Origin of the sequence: Ralstonia sp. 22111 (genome assembly GCF_052045895.1) — a bacterium.
Lineage (GTDB): Bacteria > Pseudomonadota > Gammaproteobacteria > Burkholderiales > Burkholderiaceae > Ralstonia > Ralstonia wenshanensis.
In genome coordinates this window covers 185,770-205,570 of sequence record NZ_JBQEPR010000004.1, presented here as the reverse complement: position 1 = coordinate 205,570, position 19,801 = coordinate 185,770, and the positions used below count along the sequence as shown (strand labels likewise).

General features: G+C 59.4%; 28 protein-coding genes. 13 read left to right on the top strand and 15 right to left on the bottom strand.

Annotation, left to right across the window (positions count from 1 at the left end):
- Position 1 precedes the first annotated feature (1 nt).
- The 5 genes from ACTJK4_RS12740 to ACTJK4_RS12720 all read left to right on the top strand — a co-directional run bounded on the left by ACTJK4_RS12740 (position 2) and on the right by ACTJK4_RS12720 (position 3,423).
- A complete protein-coding gene (locus tag ACTJK4_RS12740) occupies positions 2-322 on the top strand; it encodes an AtuA-related protein (protein WP_092971024.1) in 321 nt (106 codons plus the stop codon).
- A 26-nt stretch (positions 323-348) separates the two neighbouring features.
- Positions 349-1,248, top strand: a complete 900-nt coding sequence (locus tag ACTJK4_RS12735; RefSeq protein ID WP_260803329.1) for a LysR family transcriptional regulator — start codon at positions 349-351, stop codon at positions 1,246-1,248.
- A gap of 91 nt (positions 1,249-1,339) precedes the next feature.
- Positions 1,340-1,807, top strand: a complete 468-nt coding sequence (locus ACTJK4_RS12730) for a universal stress protein (protein WP_012430774.1) — start codon at positions 1,340-1,342, stop codon at positions 1,805-1,807.
- 115 nt (positions 1,808-1,922) lie between these two features.
- On the top strand, positions 1,923-2,366 hold the full coding sequence (locus ACTJK4_RS12725; RefSeq protein ID WP_232039005.1) for a nuclear transport factor 2 family protein: 444 nt from the start codon (positions 1,923-1,925) through the stop codon (positions 2,364-2,366).
- A gap of 52 nt (positions 2,367-2,418) precedes the next feature.
- The gene (locus tag ACTJK4_RS12720) at positions 2,419-3,423 is read left to right on the top strand and encodes an NAD(P)H-dependent flavin oxidoreductase (RefSeq protein WP_045205821.1); all 1,005 of its coding nucleotides are present in this window, start codon (positions 2,419-2,421) and stop codon (positions 3,421-3,423) included.
- A gap of 3 nt (positions 3,424-3,426) precedes the next feature.
- Here ACTJK4_RS12720 and ACTJK4_RS12715 read toward each other — a convergent pair whose 3' ends face one another.
- The gene (locus ACTJK4_RS12715; RefSeq protein ID WP_440818070.1) at positions 3,427-3,963 is read right to left on the bottom strand and encodes a PadR family transcriptional regulator; all 537 of its coding nucleotides are present in this window, start codon (positions 3,961-3,963) and stop codon (positions 3,427-3,429) included.
- 301 nt (positions 3,964-4,264) lie between these two features.
- Here ACTJK4_RS12715 and ACTJK4_RS12710 point away from each other — a divergent pair, with 301 nt between their 5' ends.
- From ACTJK4_RS12710 to ACTJK4_RS12685, 6 genes are all read left to right on the top strand, one after another.
- Positions 4,265-4,603: a hypothetical protein gene (locus ACTJK4_RS12710; RefSeq protein WP_440818069.1), complete on the top strand. Its 339-nt coding sequence runs from the start codon at positions 4,265-4,267 to the stop codon at positions 4,601-4,603.
- Positions 4,604-4,613: 10 nt separating this feature from the next.
- Positions 4,614-4,907, top strand: coding sequence for a hypothetical protein (locus tag ACTJK4_RS12705; RefSeq protein WP_440818068.1), 294 nt, complete (start codon positions 4,614-4,616; stop codon positions 4,905-4,907).
- 232 nt (positions 4,908-5,139) lie between these two features.
- Positions 5,140-5,385 carry a hypothetical protein gene (locus ACTJK4_RS12700; protein ID WP_440818067.1) on the top strand — a complete coding sequence of 82 codons (246 nt, stop codon included), beginning with the start codon at positions 5,140-5,142 and terminating at the stop codon, positions 5,383-5,385.
- A 123-nt stretch (positions 5,386-5,508) separates the two neighbouring features.
- Positions 5,509-6,444, top strand: a complete 936-nt coding sequence (locus ACTJK4_RS12695; RefSeq protein ID WP_440818066.1) for an SOS response-associated peptidase family protein — start codon at positions 5,509-5,511, stop codon at positions 6,442-6,444.
- A 57-nt stretch (positions 6,445-6,501) separates the two neighbouring features.
- Positions 6,502-7,314, top strand: coding sequence for a hypothetical protein (locus ACTJK4_RS12690; RefSeq protein WP_440818065.1), 813 nt, complete (start codon positions 6,502-6,504; stop codon positions 7,312-7,314).
- 45 nt (positions 7,315-7,359) lie between these two features.
- Positions 7,360-7,824 (top strand): OmpA family protein, encoded by a 465-nt coding sequence (locus ACTJK4_RS12685; RefSeq protein WP_440818064.1) that lies wholly within the window; start codon positions 7,360-7,362, stop codon positions 7,822-7,824.
- A gap of 52 nt (positions 7,825-7,876) precedes the next feature.
- On the opposite strand, the gene ACTJK4_RS12680 is transcribed toward ACTJK4_RS12685, so the two are convergent.
- Positions 7,877-8,182 carry a hypothetical protein gene (locus ACTJK4_RS12680; RefSeq protein WP_440818063.1) on the bottom strand — a complete coding sequence of 102 codons (306 nt, stop codon included), beginning with the start codon at positions 8,180-8,182 and terminating at the stop codon, positions 7,877-7,879.
- Positions 8,183-8,349: 167 nt separating this feature from the next.
- Between ACTJK4_RS12680 and ACTJK4_RS12675 the strand changes: the two genes are divergently transcribed.
- Positions 8,350-8,751: a type II toxin-antitoxin system HicB family antitoxin gene (locus ACTJK4_RS12675; protein WP_440818062.1), complete on the top strand. Its 402-nt coding sequence runs from the start codon at positions 8,350-8,352 to the stop codon at positions 8,749-8,751.
- A gap of 530 nt (positions 8,752-9,281) precedes the next feature.
- On the opposite strand, the gene ACTJK4_RS12670 is transcribed toward ACTJK4_RS12675, so the two are convergent.
- From ACTJK4_RS12670 to ACTJK4_RS12645, 6 genes are all read right to left on the bottom strand, one after another.
- Positions 9,282-9,806, bottom strand: a complete 525-nt coding sequence (locus ACTJK4_RS12670; RefSeq protein WP_440818061.1) for a DUF2199 domain-containing protein — start codon at positions 9,804-9,806, stop codon at positions 9,282-9,284.
- 91 nt (positions 9,807-9,897) lie between these two features.
- Entirely contained in the window at positions 9,898-10,194 is a 297-nt protein-coding gene (locus ACTJK4_RS12665; protein WP_440818060.1) for a hypothetical protein, read from the bottom strand.
- A gap of 154 nt (positions 10,195-10,348) precedes the next feature.
- The gene (locus ACTJK4_RS12660; protein WP_440818059.1) at positions 10,349-10,663 is read right to left on the bottom strand and encodes a hypothetical protein; all 315 of its coding nucleotides are present in this window, start codon (positions 10,661-10,663) and stop codon (positions 10,349-10,351) included.
- A gap of 507 nt (positions 10,664-11,170) precedes the next feature.
- The gene (locus ACTJK4_RS12655; RefSeq protein ID WP_440818058.1) at positions 11,171-11,620 is read right to left on the bottom strand and encodes a T6SS immunity protein Tdi1 domain-containing protein; all 450 of its coding nucleotides are present in this window, start codon (positions 11,618-11,620) and stop codon (positions 11,171-11,173) included.
- A gap of 109 nt (positions 11,621-11,729) precedes the next feature.
- A complete protein-coding gene (locus tag ACTJK4_RS12650) occupies positions 11,730-12,170 on the bottom strand; it encodes a DUF4279 domain-containing protein (RefSeq protein WP_440818057.1) in 441 nt (146 codons plus the stop codon).
- Between the two features lie 32 nt (positions 12,171-12,202).
- Positions 12,203-12,691 (bottom strand): hypothetical protein, encoded by a 489-nt coding sequence (locus ACTJK4_RS12645; RefSeq protein ID WP_440818056.1) that lies wholly within the window; start codon positions 12,689-12,691, stop codon positions 12,203-12,205.
- Between the two features lie 1,053 nt (positions 12,692-13,744).
- Here ACTJK4_RS12645 and ACTJK4_RS12640 point away from each other — a divergent pair.
- On the top strand, positions 13,745-14,311 hold the full coding sequence (locus ACTJK4_RS12640) for a BRO-N domain-containing protein (RefSeq protein ID WP_440818055.1): 567 nt from the start codon (positions 13,745-13,747) through the stop codon (positions 14,309-14,311).
- Positions 14,312-14,420: 109 nt separating this feature from the next.
- Here the strand turns inward: ACTJK4_RS12640 and ACTJK4_RS12635 are convergent, their stop codons facing one another.
- The 7 genes from ACTJK4_RS12635 to ACTJK4_RS12605 all read right to left on the bottom strand — a co-directional run.
- The gene (locus ACTJK4_RS12635; protein WP_440818054.1) at positions 14,421-15,038 is read right to left on the bottom strand and encodes a hypothetical protein; all 618 of its coding nucleotides are present in this window, start codon (positions 15,036-15,038) and stop codon (positions 14,421-14,423) included.
- Positions 15,039-15,311: 273 nt separating this feature from the next.
- Complete coding sequence (locus ACTJK4_RS12630; RefSeq protein ID WP_440818053.1) at positions 15,312-15,698, bottom strand: hypothetical protein; 387 nt, start codon at positions 15,696-15,698, stop codon at positions 15,312-15,314.
- Positions 15,699-15,823: 125 nt separating this feature from the next.
- A complete protein-coding gene (locus ACTJK4_RS12625; protein WP_440818052.1) occupies positions 15,824-16,447 on the bottom strand; it encodes a hypothetical protein in 624 nt (207 codons plus the stop codon).
- 104 nt (positions 16,448-16,551) lie between these two features.
- Positions 16,552-17,205 carry a hypothetical protein gene (locus tag ACTJK4_RS12620; RefSeq protein ID WP_440818051.1) on the bottom strand — a complete coding sequence of 218 codons (654 nt, stop codon included), beginning with the start codon at positions 17,203-17,205 and terminating at the stop codon, positions 16,552-16,554.
- Between the two features lie 124 nt (positions 17,206-17,329).
- The gene (locus tag ACTJK4_RS12615) at positions 17,330-17,878 is read right to left on the bottom strand and encodes a hypothetical protein (protein WP_440818050.1); all 549 of its coding nucleotides are present in this window, start codon (positions 17,876-17,878) and stop codon (positions 17,330-17,332) included.
- A gap of 192 nt (positions 17,879-18,070) precedes the next feature.
- Complete coding sequence (locus ACTJK4_RS12610) at positions 18,071-18,412, bottom strand: hypothetical protein (protein ID WP_440818049.1); 342 nt, start codon at positions 18,410-18,412, stop codon at positions 18,071-18,073.
- A gap of 929 nt (positions 18,413-19,341) precedes the next feature.
- On the bottom strand, positions 19,342-19,801 hold a 460-nt coding region (locus tag ACTJK4_RS12605; RefSeq protein WP_440818048.1), incomplete at its 5' end, for a hypothetical protein.

Sequence of the window (19,801 nt, the reverse complement as noted above, 5' to 3'; positions counted from 1 at the left end):
TATGCCCCGCACCCTCCGCGACCTCGCCCACACACGCGCCGGCGACAAGGGCGACATCTCCTGCATCTCCGTCATCGCACTTCGTCCGGAATGCGCCGAAGACTTCGCCATGCTCGAACAACACGTGACGGCCGAGCGCGTGCGCGCGCATTTCGCTGAACTCGTCCGCGGCGATGTCGAGCGCTACGTGCTGCCCCAGCTCGGCGCGCTCAACTTTGTGCTGCACGGTGCGTTGGCCGGTGGCGTGACGCGCTCGCTGGCGCTGGATGCGCATGGCAAATCGCTCGCAAGCGCGCTGCTCACGCTGGAGATTCCGGGCTAAGCTGGCGCACCACGCCCGCCATCGCCATGAACCTTTCCGTCAAGCAGCTCCGCGCCTTTGCCGCGCTACGCGAGCACAAGAACTTCACGCAGGCGGCACAGACGTGCCACTTGTCGCAATCGGCCTTCAGCGCGCTGATCCAGAACCTGGAGGCCGATGCCGGCGTGCGCCTGTTCGACCGCAATACGCGCCATGTTGAACTGACGCCCGAGGGCGAAGCCTTTGCGGAATCTGCGCTGCGGCTGCTGGCCGATTTCGAGGCGACGTTTTCCGAGCTGCGCGATCGCGCCGCAGCCCGCACGGGGCGCGTAACGGTGGCCGCCTTGCCGTCAATCGCGGCGGGCATTCTGCCGGGCGTACTGGCCGCATTCTCTGCACAGCATCCGGGCATTCAACTGGCGCTGCACGATCAACTGTCGGACCCGTGCATCGACATGGTCCGGCGCGGGTCAGCGGACTTCGCCATTGCGGCCATGGGCGCCGACATGGCGGGCCTGACCGCGCAACCGTTCTGCACCGACGACTTCCACCTCGTCTGCCACCAGGATCACCCGCTGGCGCGCAAGCCGGCGCTGGCCGTGGGCGACCTCGTCGATACGCCGTTCATCCACCTCGCGCGCAACACTAGCATCCGCCAATACCTCGATGCGGCGCTGCACCCGACCAAGCTGCGCAGCGGCATGGAAGTCGAGCACCTGGCCACGGCGGCGGCGCTTGTGGCGGCCAACCTGGGCATCACCGTCATTCCTGCGCTGGCGCTGTTCCAGTTCCGCCTGCCGGAGTTGGTGGTGCGGCCGCTGCCGCTGCCTGGGCTCGTGCGTACGCTGTATGTCATCCGACGCGACGGGCGCAGCCTGTCGGTGGCGGCGCAAGGGCTGCTCGACTTGCTGCTGGCGCACCCAGCGCACACGACGGCGTCTGTTTGATGCGGCGCAACCCGGGCACATCCGGGTGCAGCATCGCCCACCTGCGCTGCTACAGTGAGGCATTCCCATTCCGATTCTGCGGAGCGCCCCAATGCATCAACGCATTCTTGCTGCCTTCGACGGCACCCATGAATCCCACCTGGCGGTGGAGGAAGCCGCCGCCCTTGCTCGCGCATTCAACGGCCGAGTCCGGGTCGTCTGGGCGATCGGCTCGCCGGCCATGCCGGAGTCGCGCGAAATCTACAGCGTCGACAAGTTGCGCGACGAGGCGCACCGCACGGCCAGCGCATCGCTGGTCGAATTGCAGCGCCTGTTCGACGCTGACGGCACCGCTGCTGAAACTGGCGTGCTGATGCTTGACTCCACCGACGACGACATCGGCCTCGCGCTCGAGCACGAGGCCGAGCGGTGGCAGGCCGACACCATCGTGGTGGGCTCGCACGGCAAGCACGGGCTCGCGCGCCTTCTGCTGGGCAGTGTGGCCGAGCGCACGGCGCGCCTGTCGCACCGCACCGTCATCGTGGTACGTGCACCGCACCCCCAGAACGCTGCCGGCTGACAACGACTGAAGTCGAAGGGCCCCACTATGCAACTTGTTGCATAGAGAAAGTTGGCTGTGCTATGTTGCGTCCCACATTGATGCAATCCGTTGCACTTTCTGCCCAGGAGCCAGCATGCCGCAGCCGATTCCCCAGACATTGAACGCCCCCGCGCAAGCCACGCTCGAGGCGTGGCACGCCATGCTCGACAGCGGCAACATGGACGATCTCGACCGGCTGTTCGCCGACGAAGTGGTTTTCCGCTCGCCCGTGGCGCACACGCCTTACCCGGGCCGCACTGCAACCACGCTGGTCCTGCGCACCGTCAACACCGTCTTTGAAGACTTCAAATACCACCGCAGCTTCGCCACCGACGATGGCGCCAGTGTGGTGCTGGAATTCAGCGCCAACGTGAGCGGCAAGGCCCTCAAGGGCATCGACATGGTGCGCTTCAACGCTGAAGGCAAGATCGTCGAATTTGAAGTCATGGTCCGTCCGGCCACCGGCTTGCAGGCACTCGGCGCAGCCATGGGCGCCAAGCTGGGCGCCAAGCTCGCACTGCTCAAGGCTGAAGCCTGAGACCCGCTCGCCCCCTTTCCCTCATTCCATAACGATTCCAACGGAGACTGCCATGTCGCTGCCCCCGATCCTGCAAAACCGCCTGTCCGTGCCCGTGGTGGGCTCGCCGCTGTTCATCATTTCCAACCCCGATCTCGTGATCGCGCAGTGCAAGGCGGGCGTGGTCGGCTCGTTCCCGGCGCTCAATGCGCGACCCGCCGAGCTGCTGGAGACCTGGCTGCAGCGCATTACCACGGAGCTGGCCGAGTACGACGCGCAGCACCCCGACAAGCCGTCGGCGCCGTTTGCCGTCAACCAGATCGTGCACAAGTCGAACGACCGCCTGGAGCACGACCTGGAGCTGTGCGTGAAGTACAAGGTGCCCATCGTCATCACCTCGCTGGGCGCGCGTGAAGACGTGAACCAGGCGGTGCACAGCTACGGTGGCATCGTGCTGCACGATGTCATCAACAACAAATTTGCCAAGAAGGCGATCGAGAAAGGCGCGGATGGCCTGATCGCGGTGGCGGCGGGCGCGGGCGGCCACGCGGGCACGACCTCGCCGTTTGCGCTGATCCACGAAATTCGCGAATGGTTTGACGGCCCGCTGCTGCTGTCGGGCGCCATCGCCAACGGCAATGCGATCCTGGCGGCGTTGGCAGCGGGCGCGGACCTGGCCTACGTCGGATCCGCATTCATCGCCACCGAAGAAGCCAACGCGATCGAGGGCTACAAGCAAGCGATCGTGGAAAGCACCGCCAGCGATATCGTCTACACGAACCTGTTCACCGGCGTGCACGGCAACTACCTGCGCAAGAGCATCGAAGGCGCCGGCCTGGACCCAGACGCGCTTCCGGAATCGGACCCGAGCAAGATGAACTTCGGCTCGGGCGGCGGCGCCAAGGCCAAGGCATGGAAAGACATCTGGGGCGCCGGCCAGGGCGTGGGCGCGGTCAAGCGCGTCGTGCCGGCAGCGGAACTCGTCAAGCGCTTTGCCGAGGAGTTCGAAGTGGCGCGCCGTCGCCTGAACAACATCGAAGCGCTGCGCGCTCCGGCCGGTAGCAAGGCGACGGCTTGAGTTTTAAGCGGTGACTGAGGCTGGCTCCAGCAACGGCAGCACATCGTCTGCCCATGCGAGCCAGCCTTCTTCGTAAACGATGCCGCGCTGAAGCACCGCGTGCTGCAACCGCTGCGCACGTGTGAGATCAGCCCGCGAAAAATCGCGCTGCTCGATCTCGCGGAAGGTGTTCAGGCGCGTGCGGTGCTGCTCGATCAGGCGCTGCATCTCGTCGGCAAAACCGAGCGGGCCGATCACGGCCTCGGCACGCAGCTTCACCAGCACTTCTTCTCGATTGTCCGACGACACGGTCGGCTCCAGCACCCAGCGGGCGAGTTCGTCCCGGCCCGGCGGCAGTACGGTGTACGTCTTCTTGCGGCTGTCTTCCTCTTCTTCCACGCTCACCCAGCCTGCTTCGGCCATACGGCCGAGCTCGCGGTAGATCTGCTGATGCGTGGCGCTCCAGAAATAGCCCATCGACTTGTCAAAGCGTCGGGCAAGCTCGTAGCCCGACGAGGGCTTTTCCAGCAGGGATGTCAGCAGTGCGTGTTGGATGGACATGGTGGAATTTTTTTTGTAAGCCGTTGATTCTAAATGCAGAGCGCTCCTCAAGTGGAGGATTTTTTCCCACCAGATCAAGGTTTTCCTTGGTAATAAAATCAATGACTTGCCAGGGGGTTTTGAACAGTAATTTCCCCCTTCGGCTCGCGCCGGTAGCCACCTTCACCACCGGTTGCAAGCAGAGCGCTAGGTGATCAAGGGCGCATTCGCCACGCAGTGGCCTTCCCTCCACGTCTGCATTGTCTACATTGACGCGTAGCATCCGGCCCACGATACTGTATATCTATACAGTATTTGCGCCATGCCCTACCCCCTCCGCATCCAATACCCCGCGCTCAGCACCGAGCAACTGACAGCCATCGGCGACCGCTATGGCCACGACCCCGTCGTGCGGCGGCTGGTCATGGAAGTGCAGGCGCTGCGCAACCTCGTCTTCCGCGTGCACCAGGTCGCTCAGTCCGCCGGCCCCGGCGGACGAACAGACGCGTTCGGTATTGCCGTCGCAGCTCTGCACGAAGAGCTCGCGGCAGAGACATGGTTCCACGAGGACGTTGCGCGCAATGAGGCATACCGCACGTCCCTCCCCGCCGAGCCCGCGCCCCATGACCGCCGGGCCATGCGCAACGCTCGCAAATGGTGACGGTGTACCCATGGCGAAATACATCCGCGAGCGCTTTCCCGCGCTCACTCTGGGCGAGCTGCACAAGCTGGCCGAAGAGCACCGCGACAACGAAACCGTCATGCGGCTCCTCTGGGAGATCCGCGCGCTCCACAACGTCGGCTACCACGCCTGGCGCGTAGAAACGGAAGAGTATTTTGTCTACCCCGACAACCCGCTCGGCGCCGCGCTTTTGGCCCTGCGGGCGGTGCTGCAGCGAGAGGGCTGGCTGTCAGAGATGATCGACAAGACCAGAGGTGGGCGGCCACCAGGCGGCCGAAGGTGAGCCACGCTCCATGTTGAGTGACTGCTACCGGACAGCAGAGCTGCTGGCTTCGCATGCCGCGTGCCCCGCCGCTGGAGCACATGTTCAAGAACTAAGCCTGCAACCGGTCTTGACCCATGTCGGGCCGGGAGCGCTAGACAGTCCTTTCCCCCATCAGTACGGTACCTATTCGAGGGATACACCACCATCGAGCGGCGCCCATCTCATCCGGGGGATGTTATCGAGAAGAAAAATGCACACAACAGTCAATGCAATACACGGGCGCGTCGAAATCCAGGCAATGCGCAGAGACGACCAACGGTGGCAGAGCGAGTTTCGATATCTCCCCAATGACGGACCGCCCACCGATTGGATGCCGGCATATCCGGCCGAAGGCTTTGTCAGCGAGGGCATGGCTTTGGGCGCGGCGATATTGCTCGGCAAACAGATCGCCGAAAGTTTCGCGACACCACTATCGCCGGAGCACACGCAGCGCTGACGTTGGGGTCCACGTCATCGCGCAATGACTTCCGATTGGTAGGTATCGATGCGGGTAAACCGCCGCGCTGACGCACCGGCGCGCACAGTATGATCAGACACCCCACCGCCTGGGTGTGCCTCCATGTGCTACTCCGCCCAAATCGAAGCCGATTATCGACGGTTCGTACACGAGTACGGCGCCATCATGTCGCTCGACGATTTCACGCGGATGGTGATGGAGTACTTCGCCAACCCGAAGATGCGCGTGCCCAGGGCGATGACCGCGCACTTCCTCGAATCGCCCGAGACCGACGAAGAGAAGAAGATCGCCGAGGTCATCCGCGCGCGCATGGCCGCAGACGAGATCGCGCTGCTGCAGGAGCTGGCCAAGCAGACCGAACGGCTGGAGAAAGCCCAGCAATCCCTCGCCGCGAAGGCCACCAAGAAAGCCGCTGAAGACGTCCGCATCGCCACCAACAAGATCGCGGCGGCCAAGGGCAAACTCGAAGAACTCAAGAGCACCGAACTCAAGCCGCGCGACTCGCGCATCTACCCCGGCTGGTATGCGCCCGTGATGGTGATGGAGAACGGCCGGCGCGTCGTCAAGCCGATGCGCTACCAGTGCCGCCCCGCCGGCAAGCCGGCCTTCTACGACGAACAGTACCCCGGCACCTACAACGCCCGCCGCGACAACCTGCGCGGCTTCTGGAAAGGCCAATACGGCCACACGCACGGCCTGGTCTTGGTCGACGCGTTCTATGAGAACGTGACCGGGCCAGATGGCAAAAACGTCATCCTCGAATTCCGCCCCGACCCGCCGCAGACGCTGCTCGTCGCCTGCGTGTGGTCACACTGGCGCGCGACCAAGCCCGGCGAAAAGGATCTGCTGTCGTTCGCGATCATCACCGACGATCCGCCGCCGGAGATTGCCGAGGCCGGGCACGACCGCTGCCCGGTTCCGATCAAGCCGGAAAACATTGATGCGTGGCTTGCGCCCGATCCGACGAACATGGACGCCATTGACTTGCTGCTCGAAGACAGCATGCGCCCGCGCTACACTTACAAATCAAGCAATTAATAATTCGTGTCGCGAGGGGGCTTTATGGCGATAAAAGAAATTGCAGATGCGATTGGAATGATCCCCAAAGAAATAGTGACGGGGGTTCTCTCCGCTATTGGTGCGTGGGTTGTGGCCGACCAGACTAGCCGTCGCAACAACAAGCACGCAGAGCGAATGCTCGAACTGAAGCAGTCCCATGACGAGAAACAAGCCAACGTCGAAAGACAGCTCAAGATGCGGCTGGACATCTATATCCCTGCGATCAAAGCCGCAAGCCAAATTCCGCTAGTCCTCGGGAACCAGTTGAACCCGGCAATCGCGGATCAAGAATGTATGGCTGGCCTCGCGGAAATAGGCAAAGAATTTGCTGCGGCGGCAGCGGTCGCTGGCAGCAAATCAACTAAGAGCATTACAAAGCTCTCCCACAAAGTCGGCGAAATTACTGGGAAAAACAGTGTCCTTCGAATGCAACTTCAGGAAAAGCACGCCGCATATATGTCCGCTTCTGATCTTGTTAATCAGCAAATAACCGCCGGAAAGGCCATCGCTGAGCTTATGAAAAACGCGAACCTAAACCGCGCCAATGCGGAACAATGGGATCCGATACGTCAGCAATGGGAGATACACGAGGAACTGCTAGCTGAATTTTCCAAGAAACGCGATGCGGCAGGCGCCGTCTATAAGGCCGCAATCGCAGAGGCACTCCAAACCTTTTCCGCTCAGGTGCAGCAGCTATTCACGCTGCAGGATGCGGCGCTTTCAGATCTCCGCTCCGACCTAGGACTGCCCGCGAACTCCGCTGAGCGGGCGGAAATGCGAGAGGAGTCGTTGACTGCGTTTCAGGATGCAACCGCCGCCATCATTGCGGCTGGGAACGGCGCCACGTAGGCTAGCTCCTCTTAACAACGACTCCCTCGCCCGACGGCCCTCACAATGAAATTACCCATCGCATCGCTGATTCTCATTGCGGCCCTTTGCATGCCGACAGCGTCATCGGCATACGAAAAGCCCACCAACGGGGTCGATCTATCTTTCGCGCCCGGCTCTGCACAACTGGCGATGGCCGAGCGGGTCAAGCTTGTCCGCCTGCTCGAGATGATCAAAGAAAAGTGGTGCCCGCTCGAGGGCGTAGGCGTGTCAGCCCATATCGATGAATCGGAAGCGGCCACCGCACCGGCGCGAGTAGCACTCGCCAAGAGGCGTGCCGACGAGGTTGTCAGCGGGCTGAAGGCGTTCGGGGTGCCGCCGGAGATCATCTACTCCGTGTCCGACAAGTACGTCTCAAGACCGCTGCCTTGGACAGGCATCGTGGAAGTTGAAGCGGTGGGAGGCAGTTACCAAATGCCGTGTCCCAGTCCGGAAAACGAGTACGGGTTCCACGTGCGCGCTCGGCGCTGAACCGCTATTCCTTCGCCACTACTGGCGGTAGGACGTCCGCTTGATGAAGGAGTTAGAGCGCATCGCGGCTACGCAGCAGAATAAGTGTGGCGTCCAGCCGACGCCTCAGATCAATGCACTCTCGGAAAGCAGCAGCAGCAAGAAAAAACGCTGCGCCAGCGACCGCACCGATGAACAAAGCGCCGTGTGTTGCCCACGCAGCAGTGGACCCACCCCAAACGAAGCCCACGACCAGCCAAAGGAAGTACTGCCATTTCGCGATAGGTGCCCGAAACTTGGCCAAGGTCGCCTCTGCTTCTACCCGCTGCGCGACTTGCTTGGCGATGATCTCGCCCTCAACCTGTGTAGCTGGACTCATTGGAACTTCTCCTCGGGATCGATTCGGGCTCGGCATACTCGGAGCCTAGCGCAGCGAAGCTGCCACCTGCGCTCTAACAGATATTAAGCGGACTAGTCGGGCCCTGAGGCCGGCGGTTTTTCGCAGAGGTGCAAAACCGGTCGCGTAACAACCTAGGAAGGAAGGCCATGCAATTCCCCATCGCGATTCACAAAGACGAGGGGAGCGTCTATGGCGTCACCGTGCCGGATATTCCCGGCGTGCACTCGTGGGGCGATACCGTCGATGAAGCCATCCGCAACACGCGGGCGGCCATCGCGGGTCATCTGCAGACACTGGCAGAGCTCGGCGAAGACGTAGACGTAACCTGCTCGACAATTGAAGACCTGACCAAGCAAGACGAGTACGCGGGTGCCATCTGGGCGATCGTTGAAATCGACGACGAGGAGCTTGACCGCACCCCGGAACGCATCAACGTCTCACTCCCCCGCTTCGTGCTCAGAAAGCTGGATCGGTTTGCCGAGAAACGGCATGAAACACGCAGCGGGCTTTTGGCTCGCGCGGCCATGGAGCTGATGGCGCATGGGTAGGACGGGCGGCCGGTTGGTCGCGTCGGCAGCCTACCGCCCCTCAAACTGCCGCCTAGTGGCCTTAATTCCCTCGCGGCAGGCTGCCGCCATTCTTCGCTGCTCTCCGGTCGACGCTTGAGCGAGGGCGCGATCGAGGCGGTCAAGGTATGCACCGATCCCGCCTTCAGGCAGCTTGGACTCGAAAGTGAAGGTGCAAAGCTGCCTTGCGGTTCTACCAGTGCTTTCCGCTAGCAGAGGCAAAACATTGAAGGGCCGTTTGGGAACTGCCGCGTAGATCGCGTCCCCAAGGTCCTCGCCGGCTCCCGCATCTGCCGCCTGCCGCAAAGCCGTATATACATTCAGCCAATCGCTGTCACCCGAGGCGATACCTCGAACAACGTGGTCCCACTGCGGGGTTTCGTAGTAGTCCAATACGGCCTGGTTGGCACCCACGTCCGAAACGTGCGAAAGCGCAGCAGCTGGTGTCAGGCCGTGCGCGCTGGTGGAGGCCACACTCCCAAGGGCGTAGATGAAGAGCCACCGCAAGCGTTTCATTGTTTGCTTGTTCCTGACAGCACACCGTGAACCATAAGGGCATAGATCTCTGCCACCCGTTCAACGGAAATGCCGGTTCTTTGCTCAACGGCCAACGGATGGTCGGTTGGCTCGAGCTCGATGTAAGGCCGAATACCATCGTCGCGCAAGTGAACCCGCGTCTTCAGGTTTATGGTGTCGGCATATGGCTTCAAGGCTGCATTGAGCCAGCCAAAGAACGGCCCAACATGCGAGCGGGACGGCTCCTCAAAGTACTTCAGCCACTCAATGAAGCTGGTTCGGCTGAGCGACACCCAAACGCCCCACGAGAACGGCTCGGGGTGACCATGAACCGGGATCTCGATGCAGCCGCGAATGAAGAAATACTCTCCATCGATCACGCAGTCGTCGCTCCCCATGTCGCAACGCGCTTCTCTCTCGGCTGCTGGAATTTCGTAGTAACTCACCGGAGCAGCCGCGACAAAACTGGGCATGCCTTCGTGAGTGTTTCCGCACGTGGCGCATTCAAAGGCGAAGGTCATAGGGATGGAGGTGGATAGTTTCCAAGATGTTCTTACCCAAGCGTAACCGATGGCCTTCCGCTGGCTGCACGAGCGGTCCGCCACGGCATTACTATTGTCCGCTGTAGATCTCAGTCTTCCATTCGAGCAGCAATTGGGCGACACGCATGGAATGCTCTGGCCTCGCTTCCAGGCCCATTCTCGTCGTCGCCACCTCGTCCAGGTATGCAGCGACGGGCGGCGCCCCTACGTCCTCCTGCAACAGGGCAAACACCTTTGGCAGATACCTCTGGTATTCATCACGGGCGGCGGGACACCATGAGACTCCAATTGGGTCCCAAACATAGTACAGAACCTCATCTACTCTTCTGTATAGCTCTAGCTCGAGGGCGGCAGCATTCTGCTCCATGACGCGTCACTCCTTTTCGCTGTCGTTTGGCGACCACCCCGCCGCGACACCATTCATAGCCACAACAACAAAGCCACGGAACTCCCTATCGCAAATGCGAATGACCCTCAGCTCAACTGAGGGTCATTCGCCTCCCCACCCACCGTGTAATGGATCAGCCCTCGGCGACCTCATAGGGCTCGTAGCCCAGCTGGCGCCATCGGACAATCGTTTCACGCACTAGGTCGCTCGTGCCTCCAACATGGGCGTCTGCTTCATGGCACAACGTAAGTTCAAAGTCGTGAGATTTGACGAAGATGTCGCCCCGCCCGACTTCGACAATTCCGGACTGTTCTGCTTGGATGACGCTCTCAAGAAGCGCATCCACCCTTACGGACTGCTCTTGCCACATGTCGTCGATGTCAAGATTGCAATCCCATCCGAAGCTAAGCTGAACCTCGGCGACCCCAGCCGCAGCCAGCTTGGCCATCACGAAGTCTAGTTCTTGCAGTAGCAGTGCCCGATTCAGTGGCCTTGTCCTGTTCTCGATCATTCTCGACCTCGACCATCACTGTGAAGACAGGCGTAGGTGTTGACGGCAACACTTACGGTTTAGCAAAGAGCGCAAGGAGCGCCGCCTCGAGAGAACCGTGAAGTTCCCAATTGCGCAGAAGCCCACCTTCAGGAACATGTGCGATTGCATATTCCTCTTCCACGTCGTCATATACCAGGGCCTTCTCATTTACCCGAACGATCACGAATAGGCGCTCGGCGTTTCCCTTCGTTCTCTCGCAATACAAAGCAGCCAGAGGCCGAGACAACATTGGGACCAGCGATCGCGCGGCTGGCGACAGCCTCAGAATGTCAGCCTGAAGCCGAGTCCACAGCCCTGCTTCTTCAATTGGTTGCCACATGGTGTCTTACCAGGATTTCGTCGGATACTGCGATGCCGCTGGGCTATTGGCGTGCCTGACACGGCGGTGGTTTGCAATAACGCCTACGAGCGCAATCCGTCAGCAACCGAAAGCTTAATCGGCGTCCCCTCAGGGAGGTCCGCAATCTGCCGAGCTATGTCGCCAGAGAAGCGTATCAACTCCTCCATCGAGATTGTTCCGAGGTTATCGCCGCCATACTCGCCGCCGAGCACTCCGGGGATCTTGAGACAGAACTTCCGCCCTGCTGAAAGTGCACCAAGCCGTTGCGTTGCTTGATCCACCAAAACACTCATCTGCCAGTCCACCGAAAACTCACTATCGGCCGCCAGCGCCTCAAACGCTGGTTGATCTGCCGCGACGACCTCGCAATAGCAGTCTTCCGGGCAGAGTCGCCAGTACTGCTCGTGCACGTCCTTGATTATGAGATTGCCGAAGTCGTTCTCATCTACCAGTTCCACTGGCTCGATGCCGGTCCAACCCCAGGCGCTCTGGACTGCTTCGAGAATTTGCATCTGCCGGCCTCCCGCCGCAATGAATCCGTTCGATGTCAGCCTGCTGACGTGGATGCCGTCAACCTTCGTCGAATGGCCGATGCTGACCGATCGCAATCATCGTTATGCGCTACACATCCGCGTCGCTACGCGGCACCTCGCCGTCTGGACCGTAAACGTCGAATCCAATTTCGATTTGCCGCACCCCTAGGGCATGCAGAGAGCTAGGTGACAGCGACAACCCCTCGTTACCGGTCTTCATGAACAAGCCACAGAACAAGTCGACCTTGTAGCGCTGACCAATACTGCGCCAGATCTCCGGGTCATAGGAGAGCTGCCCGAGAATTTCCGAGATCTGCCCGTCAATGTCTTCGGGCTCCCGCGGCGCTGCCTCGAGGCGCCACTGACCAAACAAAGCGATACGCGTGTGGCCAGTTTCGCGATGGACAATTGCCTCGCCTTTGCGCTGAGCAGTTGTGGGCTTACAGCCAAGCTGGCGGCTGATCTCTTCCGGGTCAAGGTCGTCCCCGACGATGCGTAGGGTGACTCTAGAGCGGGACAAATGTGCCATGGTGATCGGTCGCGAGGCGGGTCGATGGGCCGTTACTGAACTGGCAAATATACCCGTTCAGCACACTGGGCCGCTATTGGGGCGAGCGCCGGCGATTTGACCTTAGAAAGCGCGAGTAATGTCTTCTGCTCATAGGCTTCAGCGACCCCTGGCGCCGGCTCAATAAAGGGCGACGTGCAGATGCGTTGCAAAGCGAATCCGCGCCCGACCAAACCTAAGACCCGCTCCGGTGCACGTGGGAGCGCACGGGCCACCGCGTAGTCCAGCGACAACGAGCCACCAGCATCCGAAAATGGCCGAAGTGCGGATGCCACCCCTAACCAAGTGGCGTCGCCAGACTCGACACCAGCCAACACACGCTCAAAATCCGGCTCGTGCTCCCATAAATCCCTGAGCACCGCATGGCCGCCCTCATTTCCGATGCGCACAAGGAGGGCTTCCGCAGTCGTCACCGAGGGGCCGGCCGCGAAGGCGAATCCAGACGCCAATGTGACAAGAAGCACCATCGAGAGCGATCGCATAGAACGGACCTCCACATCAAGCCGGAGAGCTAATCCTTATTGCCATACCTTTGATTAGTGGGCCACCCGCATTTCCTGCATTGTTTGGGAAAGCCCGCCGGGACGATGACCAGCCCCTTGACCACGTAGAGATACGGAGTACCGCATTTCCGGCAAGAGAATGCGAGGTTCCAAAGTGCATAGACCAATGCAGCGGCGAGCGCGGGCAGTATAAAAATCGAGACTGCGTAACGTAGCCGAGAAGACCACACGCCCCCATTGCCAGGAGTAAAGCGGCCATCGCCACGTAGTGTTCCTGCTTGGGGCTCATCTGGCGCCTCCGTTAATAGCAGAAGCAGTCGTATTGAACCGCACTCGGCTTCGATGACATTGGCCCCGGTCTTTGCTTCAGGGTGCCGAACATCCCCCTGTCAAGGCAGAACTTTCTGCATTGGTCGGACCGCGCCTGATACCAAGGCTCCATGCACGAAGACGTGAGCATGGCGGCAGCCACAACGCATATCGCGGAGAGCCGCCGCGGAATCCATATCGTTTGCTCGCTGTTCATCTGGCACCCCGGCGTCTACGTTGTTGAACATAGCCCGGGCAACCTCCAACGCCATTGAGCCGTTTTCTCTATCCGGTCGCGGAATTTCGGCGATGCATGGGGAGCCATGGCCGCAGGCAGCCGCATTTGCGTACCACTGTCACACAGCATTGCACCCTCCCCCCGCCCGCCGTATACTCGGCCGGTCGCCGGAAACACCGGCACACGGGATTGGCGTCCCGGTATACTTCGGCGCATACGAGCCGCGCCTGCACATTGGTCGCGGCTTTTTGTTTGCGCAGCATGGTTCTCCCTCGGGCGGGCTGTGCGGGAGGGCTTCGGCCCTGCCGGTTCCGAAGTACCGGTACGCCAACCTGCACAGTTCCGCCCACCCGATTGGCGTCGGGTTGGCGGTTCGCACACCGCTACTTCGGAGTCATGCCATGACTGGTACGTCTGTTGGCGCGTCCGCGCTCGCCCCTACCCCCAACACCTTCAATTTCGAATCCCATGCGGTCCGCGTTGTCATGCGTGACGACGAGCCGTGGTTTGTCGCAGCCGACGTGTGCCGCGCCTTGCACCTCACGAATCCGACCAAGGCGCTTCTTTCTCTCGATGCCGACGAGAAAGCCCTAACTTCAATTCAGGGCTTATCCCGGGGAAACGATCAGGCCAACGTCATCAGCGAATCCGGCATGTACACTTTAGTCCTGCGTTGCCGCGACGCAGTGAAGCCCGGCACCGTCCCGCACCGCTTCCGCAAGTGGGTCACGTCCATCGTCCTGTCGGCCATCCGCAAGACCGGCCAGTTCACGGCACAACCGTGCATCGACGACGCGCCCGCCGCCGCCCGCACACCCGCCGACCTCGCCAGCCTCTACCCCGCCGACGTCGAGCGCGCGCTGCAACTGCTTAACAAACACATCTACCAGGCAGACCGCTACACCGGCATGCTCATCGTCCTGCAGGATGACGAAACCAAAGAGCCCGTCGTCATCTCCGCCGGCAGCTATCGGCACAAGCGCGCCCGCGCGCTGACTGACTTTGCGCGGGCGTCGGTGCAGATTTCGGATTTGATTGAGGCGGGGGTTTAGGGATTGAGCTTGGGGCTCGCAACGCTGGGCGCGTGGGCGGCGATGTCGGTCGTGGGGGCCGGCCGCGACTGGCCGATATTGGACGCAGGAGCATCCGGCCACTTGCTATTTATTGTTCGTCCTCTGGCCGAAGGGCGGAATACGACCAATTGAAGCGTGTTAGCACAGCCCTCGCCGCCTCGTCATACTCTGCTCGGTAGTGATGTTGATGGGGAAAATCGACGCCGATTTTTCCTGTCCCAAAACCAAGTTGGATCAAGGCAGATTCAAAGCTTCCAATTGGTCCGTACGCGTAAATGACATTGTGCCGTTCCCAGACTAACGTCGCGCTCCCTTCCGGAGAATGGACCCAGACATCGTGGCGGGCGTCTGACCCGAGCAGGCCGGCGAACTCCGCCAAGAAGCTCAATACCTCGTGCTCGCCCAAGGCCGGGCTTTGATATCTGCCGGGATCCCCCTCACCTCTGGGGGTATGCAAAACATAGAGCAGGTACAAGGGCGGCTTCATGCAGGCCAGCAATCGCCGCAAGACCTCGCTGTCTCCTGCGGGCACGCCTACAGCCAGCCGCACAACGTTACCTTCAATCGATTGCCGACAAAAAACGGCCGGGTGCGAGTGCTCGACCCAATCGTTGCCTTCTTGTACGGATAGTTTGTGCATAGATGACAGAAGCTTAGCGATCTTTGCGGCGTTGCTTAGGCTGATGGAGGAAGACGTGGACTCCACCCCAGGCTCGTCTGCGAATCAGCCCCCGTACTGCGCTCGACCGCCCAAACGACGCCAAGCTCGTGCAGATCTTCGAGAATGTCAGCGATGTATTCCGTCGCGGTACGTCCGCCGACGATCAGCCAGTCGTCGTAGTAGAAATCTTCAGATGTCGCGAGCCAGTTACAGACTGGCGTCGAGCGTTGCCGGTTTACCTTCAGCGTTCAGAACGTGAAGCGCCTTCAGCACGCCAACTGCCACGCTTCCGGAGCGTGATTTACTTTCAATCATTGATCACTGTGATTCAAAGGGGCGCCGACGAGACCGTATAAGTTCTTTGCAACGGGCTGCCACGCGGACGTTTTTCTCCGCGAGATGGGAAAGTACCCGGTCCATCTCTTCGTCGTCAATGAAGGGGAAGACCTCAAGGTGGAGTGCAATTAGCAACTTTCTATTGTCCAGGCCCTCGCGCAGCCAAGCCTCAATAGTCCTGGTCACGCCGGCACCATTGTCGTTTGTGCTCCATGCAAGCAGGTTGAACAGTTCGGCAACAAGCTCGAACGGCACTGTTCTCGGAATTTCGGAGAAGAGGATATTGGCTAAATCCCGCTCACCAAACTCTCTGACTACGGCGGCCACGGCATCGAAGGAGGCCGAATACTTTTGGTCGTCGCGCTCCAAGCAGATTGCATCCAAGGCAGCAGAGATAACAGGGTGCATAGGAAGACAGATTACAAAGCATCGGGGAATGGCGGCTTTTGGCCGGGAGCGGACGATTGGCTCCCGTCGGCCGATCGGAGCCGCCCTCATCGGTGCTGTTCCAACAGCCGGTCGGGATTCCGTCCGCAATTCTGAATTCCGAAAGTCTGTTCTTTCATCAATGAAAAGTTGATGATGAAGGGAACATTTTGGAATGTTGTATTGCTGGTCTGCTCGGCAGTAAGGTGAAAATTAGATGACTCGATAAGTTTTCTTTCACCACTGAGCCCAAACGTCAAATTAGCTCGCAAGCGCCTAACAGGGATTCGTTCCAATGGGACCTGCTCCCAGACACCAACAAAACGAAACAATAGATAGGGAGGGTTAGGGCAATGTCGGCGCTCCACACCGTCAAAATTTGGCCTAACCAAAAGCATGGGTACCTTTGCATCCATGAACAAAGCCAGCGGATCTAAATCCCGGTCGCTTTGCCAGCGGACAACCTGCCCCGTGTCTGGATGCTTGAACTCGAACCAGTAGTCGCTCACGGTCGGGGTATTGCCCCACTCGTGCGGCCCCTTGAATTCCTGATAGCGGGTCAACGTGACAATCCGACCGTCGGGCAGGCGTACATCTTCTATCCATCTCAATGGTGAGCTGGCGTTATCGCATGCCGCTAACACGACGGTTAGAACCAACGTGCTTGCGACGCGTATGATTTTGTTCAACATACCTCCATGCCATGTGGGATTCCGGGACGTCCGCTTCTGGCCGAAAGCGGGCGTTGACCGCTCGACCTTTGAACCGAGGTTGCCACTGTTAAAACAGCCGGACATTAGGCCTCTGTTTCACGGTGGTGCTTTTGAAACTGCCGTTCGGAGAAATGCCAAATGACAAAACCGAACAAGGCACCCCCTGTCGCCCAAATTAGAAGCTGCGATACGAAGTAGCCAAGCGACGGTTGCACCCGATGGAGAAACACCGGAACAACTGACATTCCGAAGAACATTGGTGAGCCCCAGCCCAATAAGCCGCGAACCACTACGAAGTGCCACTTCCCTTTCTGTCTTGTAGTGGCCCATGCGTCCATTCGTCTCGATGTAACGGCGTTCGCCTCCGCCTTTGCCTCGGCTTCCCGATACCATGTGTTGGGAACCTGAGAATGAAGAAACGCGTCGCGTACCATCTTCGCGGGCCAGCGAAAGACGACTCGTGCGATAAGTGCATTTGCTAACCAGCCAAGCGTGGCTCCAGCCAACATGAGTACCACCATCGTCGCCAGGAACAGCGTTACCCAAAGCCAACCATTAGCCTGTTCCTTTATGGGAGCACCGTGCGGTATCCCCATGGCCCGCTCCAGTGGTTCGACCAATAGAAGAAGCGGGATGAATGCTGAAAACATGAGGCCGATTGGGAGCACGCTCAGCGCACAAGAAATCTTTGGTCGCAGAAGCTGCCAGATAATGAAATTGGTCGCGAGTGGCTGCACTTGAGAGTCCTAACACGCTAGCTCAGTGGATTGCTGCGCGTAAGAGTTTGAGGAGGGAAATCAAGGTGAGTGCTCCGCGGGTCCGCTGGAAGCTAAGGTGTCCGTTTCGATTGACCGCTTAAGCCTAAGCACGCCGCCCCCCGCCGCCGATTAGGTTCGGGAGCTTGCCGCCACGCGCGCCTTGAAGAAGCGCATATGCTTCATCTGAGCACCTTTCGCGCGGGACGTGTACGAGCACCAGGCGGGCAAACTCGGGCAGGCCCATCAACATGGTCGAAATGCGCGCGACATATCCGGAGCCGAGCTCAAGTTTGAACCACCCCATGTCTCGCGAGTAGCGCACGGTCCTCACTTCAGACCAAGCAAAGGTGCGGCGCGCCCCGAACATTTCCCCGTAGTCCATGCCGGAGTGGGAAACACGGTGGCGGCTCAAGTAGAAGCCCAAAATCAAGGGCATCGAAGCGATGGCAAATGCGCAAAAGAGCAGCGTCGTTCCGAGAGTGCTTGTGCTGTTCTTTCCTACTGTAATGGAGACGACCGCAAGGCCAAAAAAGAAGACGGCAGACACAACCCCGATAATAAGGATTGAAGTTGGTTGAACGAGAACGCCTGCTTGATATGGCGGGCGCGCACGGGAGCGGCTGCGAGATACCCAGCCCATCACCAAAGCCATGCCCACGACCCAAACGAGCCACTTGATGGCGGAAGCCAAAACGTGAGTTGACACTAGACCTCCTCCTGAAGCCTCAATGCAGCGCTGTGTGGGAGAGTGCGGCCGAGACGCGCGCGATCGGCTTCACCGTAGCATCGGACCGTGGCGGATGCCACACTTGCGAAGTGGGGTGCAGTACTCAAACATGGAGCCTTAGGTGATATGGCAGGCTGGAAGCACTTCGCGATACTCGTCTCGTTGTTGACGTTTGGGTTCGCAAATATCTTCATTCTGTTTGGGGGGCTGGTGTACGGATACGCCCTTCGAAACGTGCTCTTTCTCGGCTCCGCCGGATTCTTTCTGGGTGCAATCGGCGCGCCAGAAATTGAGCCAAAGTTGTTTCGATTCCCACGGCTTTGGCAGATTTTCTTCTCGATGCTTGGCTGCGTTCTTGTCGCAGTACATCTTCAGGCAGGTGCGCTCGGCTATTCCATTGCCGTGGTTGTGGGCCTGGCGCTTCGCTACCTGGCGCCTTTTTGGGTTGGTCACGTTCACCTCCCATGACTCATATCGGGGCGCCGAGCGTCCGCTACTGGCCGGAAACGGACGATGGAGGTTTCGCTATCCACCGGTTGCTGTCGACTCGCAGCGGCACTAGCCGCAATGGAAAGCGGACAGTCAGAAACTAGGTAAGTGGACTGCCACACCCAAGCGGCGGAGGAAGCTGAGGTGGGTGTTCGGCAGGTTCGCCTAAGTGGATTGTTGGGCAGATTTTGCCGTCGAGCTATTTTGCGCATTATCTTGCACTGAAGATAAGCAATCCAGTGAGGATGACTAAAATTGTTACGGCTATTTTGAAGCCCAGGCTCCACGCGCCGCGAAATCCCTGAGTCGTTGTGGAAATAGTTACGGCTTTCCGAGGGATTAGCTTCCCGGTGGACTGACTAATAAAGCATACAGAAAAAAATAAAACAAATAGCGCTGAAAATAAAACCATATGATTGTAGCGCGCGGCCCATGCGAGCAATATAACAATAGCAATCAAAAGTGTCGTGACGCCAATTAAAAATCTTCTCGGAATTTTCACGAAACATAGGCCGCCGCATGCGGGGCAGCAAATGCGAGCAGGCATGAGGAGGCGGCGAAAGTAATGAATAGATTCACCGCAATGAGGACAAGCGCTCGGATTCGATGGCATCACTTTGGGGCGCAGAAGAATTTTGAAGTGGGGAAATTTCTATCTGGCGGGCATCGTGCCGCAATTCAATTTGAATAGCAAGCGAGCCATTTTTCTAATGGAAACTGAGTGCTAACAGTTATTAGATGGACGCCGGGAAATCGCCTGGGACGTCCGCTATCGCGACCAATCATCAATGGCCGGTTGTGGCCGGTAGTGGCCAGTCAAACTTCTACGAAACAACCATTCGCGCCGACTATGAGGCAGTTCGACTAGCGCGGATGGTTACAGCTCCAGCACCCAGAGGCTATCCAGTACGGCCGCTTCTCGGGGCAAGGCCGCGAATGATATCGAGGCGGTTCGCAGGGGCATCCTCCGCAAGGAAAGCAGGAATAGTGTGTGGGTCACGCTTCGGTCTCCGTAGAAAGGCGACCGGCCACTCGGTGATGCGCTCCTCACGAACATGTACGTACTTTCCAGGTTCGGGCTCGTCGATATATTCTCGTTGCAGAACGAGGGCCAGCGGCTCTTCCGCGCCGACGCTTGTGCGAAAAAACGCTTCCGCGTCTTCATAACTACCGAAAGCGTAGTAGTAATCCGACCCATCCGCCTCGTCTGGCGCACCACGTTCCGGATGACACCACACCCGATATTCAAGGACGGCGTCCCAAACGAATCCACCGCCGGCCTTGGCCCCGGCAGGATATTCGCCGACCTTTGACAAATTCAGTACAGGCGGAAAATTCACGATAGAGGTCTCGCGCAAT

Bases quoted from the DNA above. Each gene is read 5' to 3' on its own strand.
- ACTJK4_RS12730 (WP_012430774.1), top strand. From the start codon at position 1,340: ATGCATCAACGCATTCTTGCTGCCTTCGACGGCACCCATGAATCCCAC.
- ACTJK4_RS12675 (WP_440818062.1), top strand. From the start codon at position 8,350: ATGCAATTCCCCATCGCGATTCACAAAGACGAGGGGAGCGTCTATGGC.
- ACTJK4_RS12705 (WP_440818068.1), top strand. From the start codon at position 4,614: ATGGCGAAATACATCCGCGAGCGCTTTCCCGCGCTCACTCTGGGCGAG.
- ACTJK4_RS12650 (WP_440818057.1), bottom strand. From the start codon at position 12,170: ATGGCACATTTGTCCCGCTCTAGAGTCACCCTACGCATCGTCGGGGAC.
- ACTJK4_RS12695 (WP_440818066.1), top strand. From the start codon at position 5,509: ATGTGCTACTCCGCCCAAATCGAAGCCGATTATCGACGGTTCGTACAC.
- ACTJK4_RS12715 (WP_440818070.1), bottom strand. From the start codon at position 3,963: ATGTCCATCCAACACGCACTGCTGACATCCCTGCTGGAAAAGCCCTCG.
- ACTJK4_RS12735 (WP_260803329.1), top strand. From the start codon at position 349: ATGAACCTTTCCGTCAAGCAGCTCCGCGCCTTTGCCGCGCTACGCGAG.
- ACTJK4_RS12740 (WP_092971024.1), top strand. From the start codon at position 2: ATGCCCCGCACCCTCCGCGACCTCGCCCACACACGCGCCGGCGACAAG.
- ACTJK4_RS12670 (WP_440818061.1), bottom strand. From the start codon at position 9,806: ATGACCTTCGCCTTTGAATGCGCCACGTGCGGAAACACTCACGAAGGC.
- ACTJK4_RS12625 (WP_440818052.1), bottom strand. From the start codon at position 16,447: ATGTTGAACAAAATCATACGCGTCGCAAGCACGTTGGTTCTAACCGTC.
- ACTJK4_RS12645 (WP_440818056.1), bottom strand. From the start codon at position 12,691: ATGCGATCGCTCTCGATGGTGCTTCTTGTCACATTGGCGTCTGGATTC.
- ACTJK4_RS12680 (WP_440818063.1), bottom strand. From the start codon at position 8,182: ATGAGTCCAGCTACACAGGTTGAGGGCGAGATCATCGCCAAGCAAGTC.
- ACTJK4_RS12655 (WP_440818058.1), bottom strand. From the start codon at position 11,620: ATGCAAATTCTCGAAGCAGTCCAGAGCGCCTGGGGTTGGACCGGCATC.
- ACTJK4_RS12720 (WP_045205821.1), top strand. From the start codon at position 2,419: ATGTCGCTGCCCCCGATCCTGCAAAACCGCCTGTCCGTGCCCGTGGTG.
- ACTJK4_RS12700 (WP_440818067.1), top strand. From the start codon at position 5,140: ATGCACACAACAGTCAATGCAATACACGGGCGCGTCGAAATCCAGGCA.
- ACTJK4_RS12660 (WP_440818059.1), bottom strand. From the start codon at position 10,663: ATGGCCAAGCTGGCTGCGGCTGGGGTCGCCGAGGTTCAGCTTAGCTTC.
- ACTJK4_RS12725 (WP_232039005.1), top strand. From the start codon at position 1,923: ATGCCGCAGCCGATTCCCCAGACATTGAACGCCCCCGCGCAAGCCACG.
- ACTJK4_RS12665 (WP_440818060.1), bottom strand. From the start codon at position 10,194: ATGGAGCAGAATGCTGCCGCCCTCGAGCTAGAGCTATACAGAAGAGTA.
- ACTJK4_RS12685 (WP_440818064.1), top strand. From the start codon at position 7,360: ATGAAATTACCCATCGCATCGCTGATTCTCATTGCGGCCCTTTGCATG.
- ACTJK4_RS12640 (WP_440818055.1), top strand. From the start codon at position 13,745: ATGCGTGACGACGAGCCGTGGTTTGTCGCAGCCGACGTGTGCCGCGCC.
- ACTJK4_RS12690 (WP_440818065.1), top strand. From the start codon at position 6,502: ATGATCCCCAAAGAAATAGTGACGGGGGTTCTCTCCGCTATTGGTGCG.
- ACTJK4_RS12615 (WP_440818050.1), bottom strand. From the start codon at position 17,878: ATGGCTTTGGTGATGGGCTGGGTATCTCGCAGCCGCTCCCGTGCGCGC.
- ACTJK4_RS12710 (WP_440818069.1), top strand. From the start codon at position 4,265: ATGCCCTACCCCCTCCGCATCCAATACCCCGCGCTCAGCACCGAGCAA.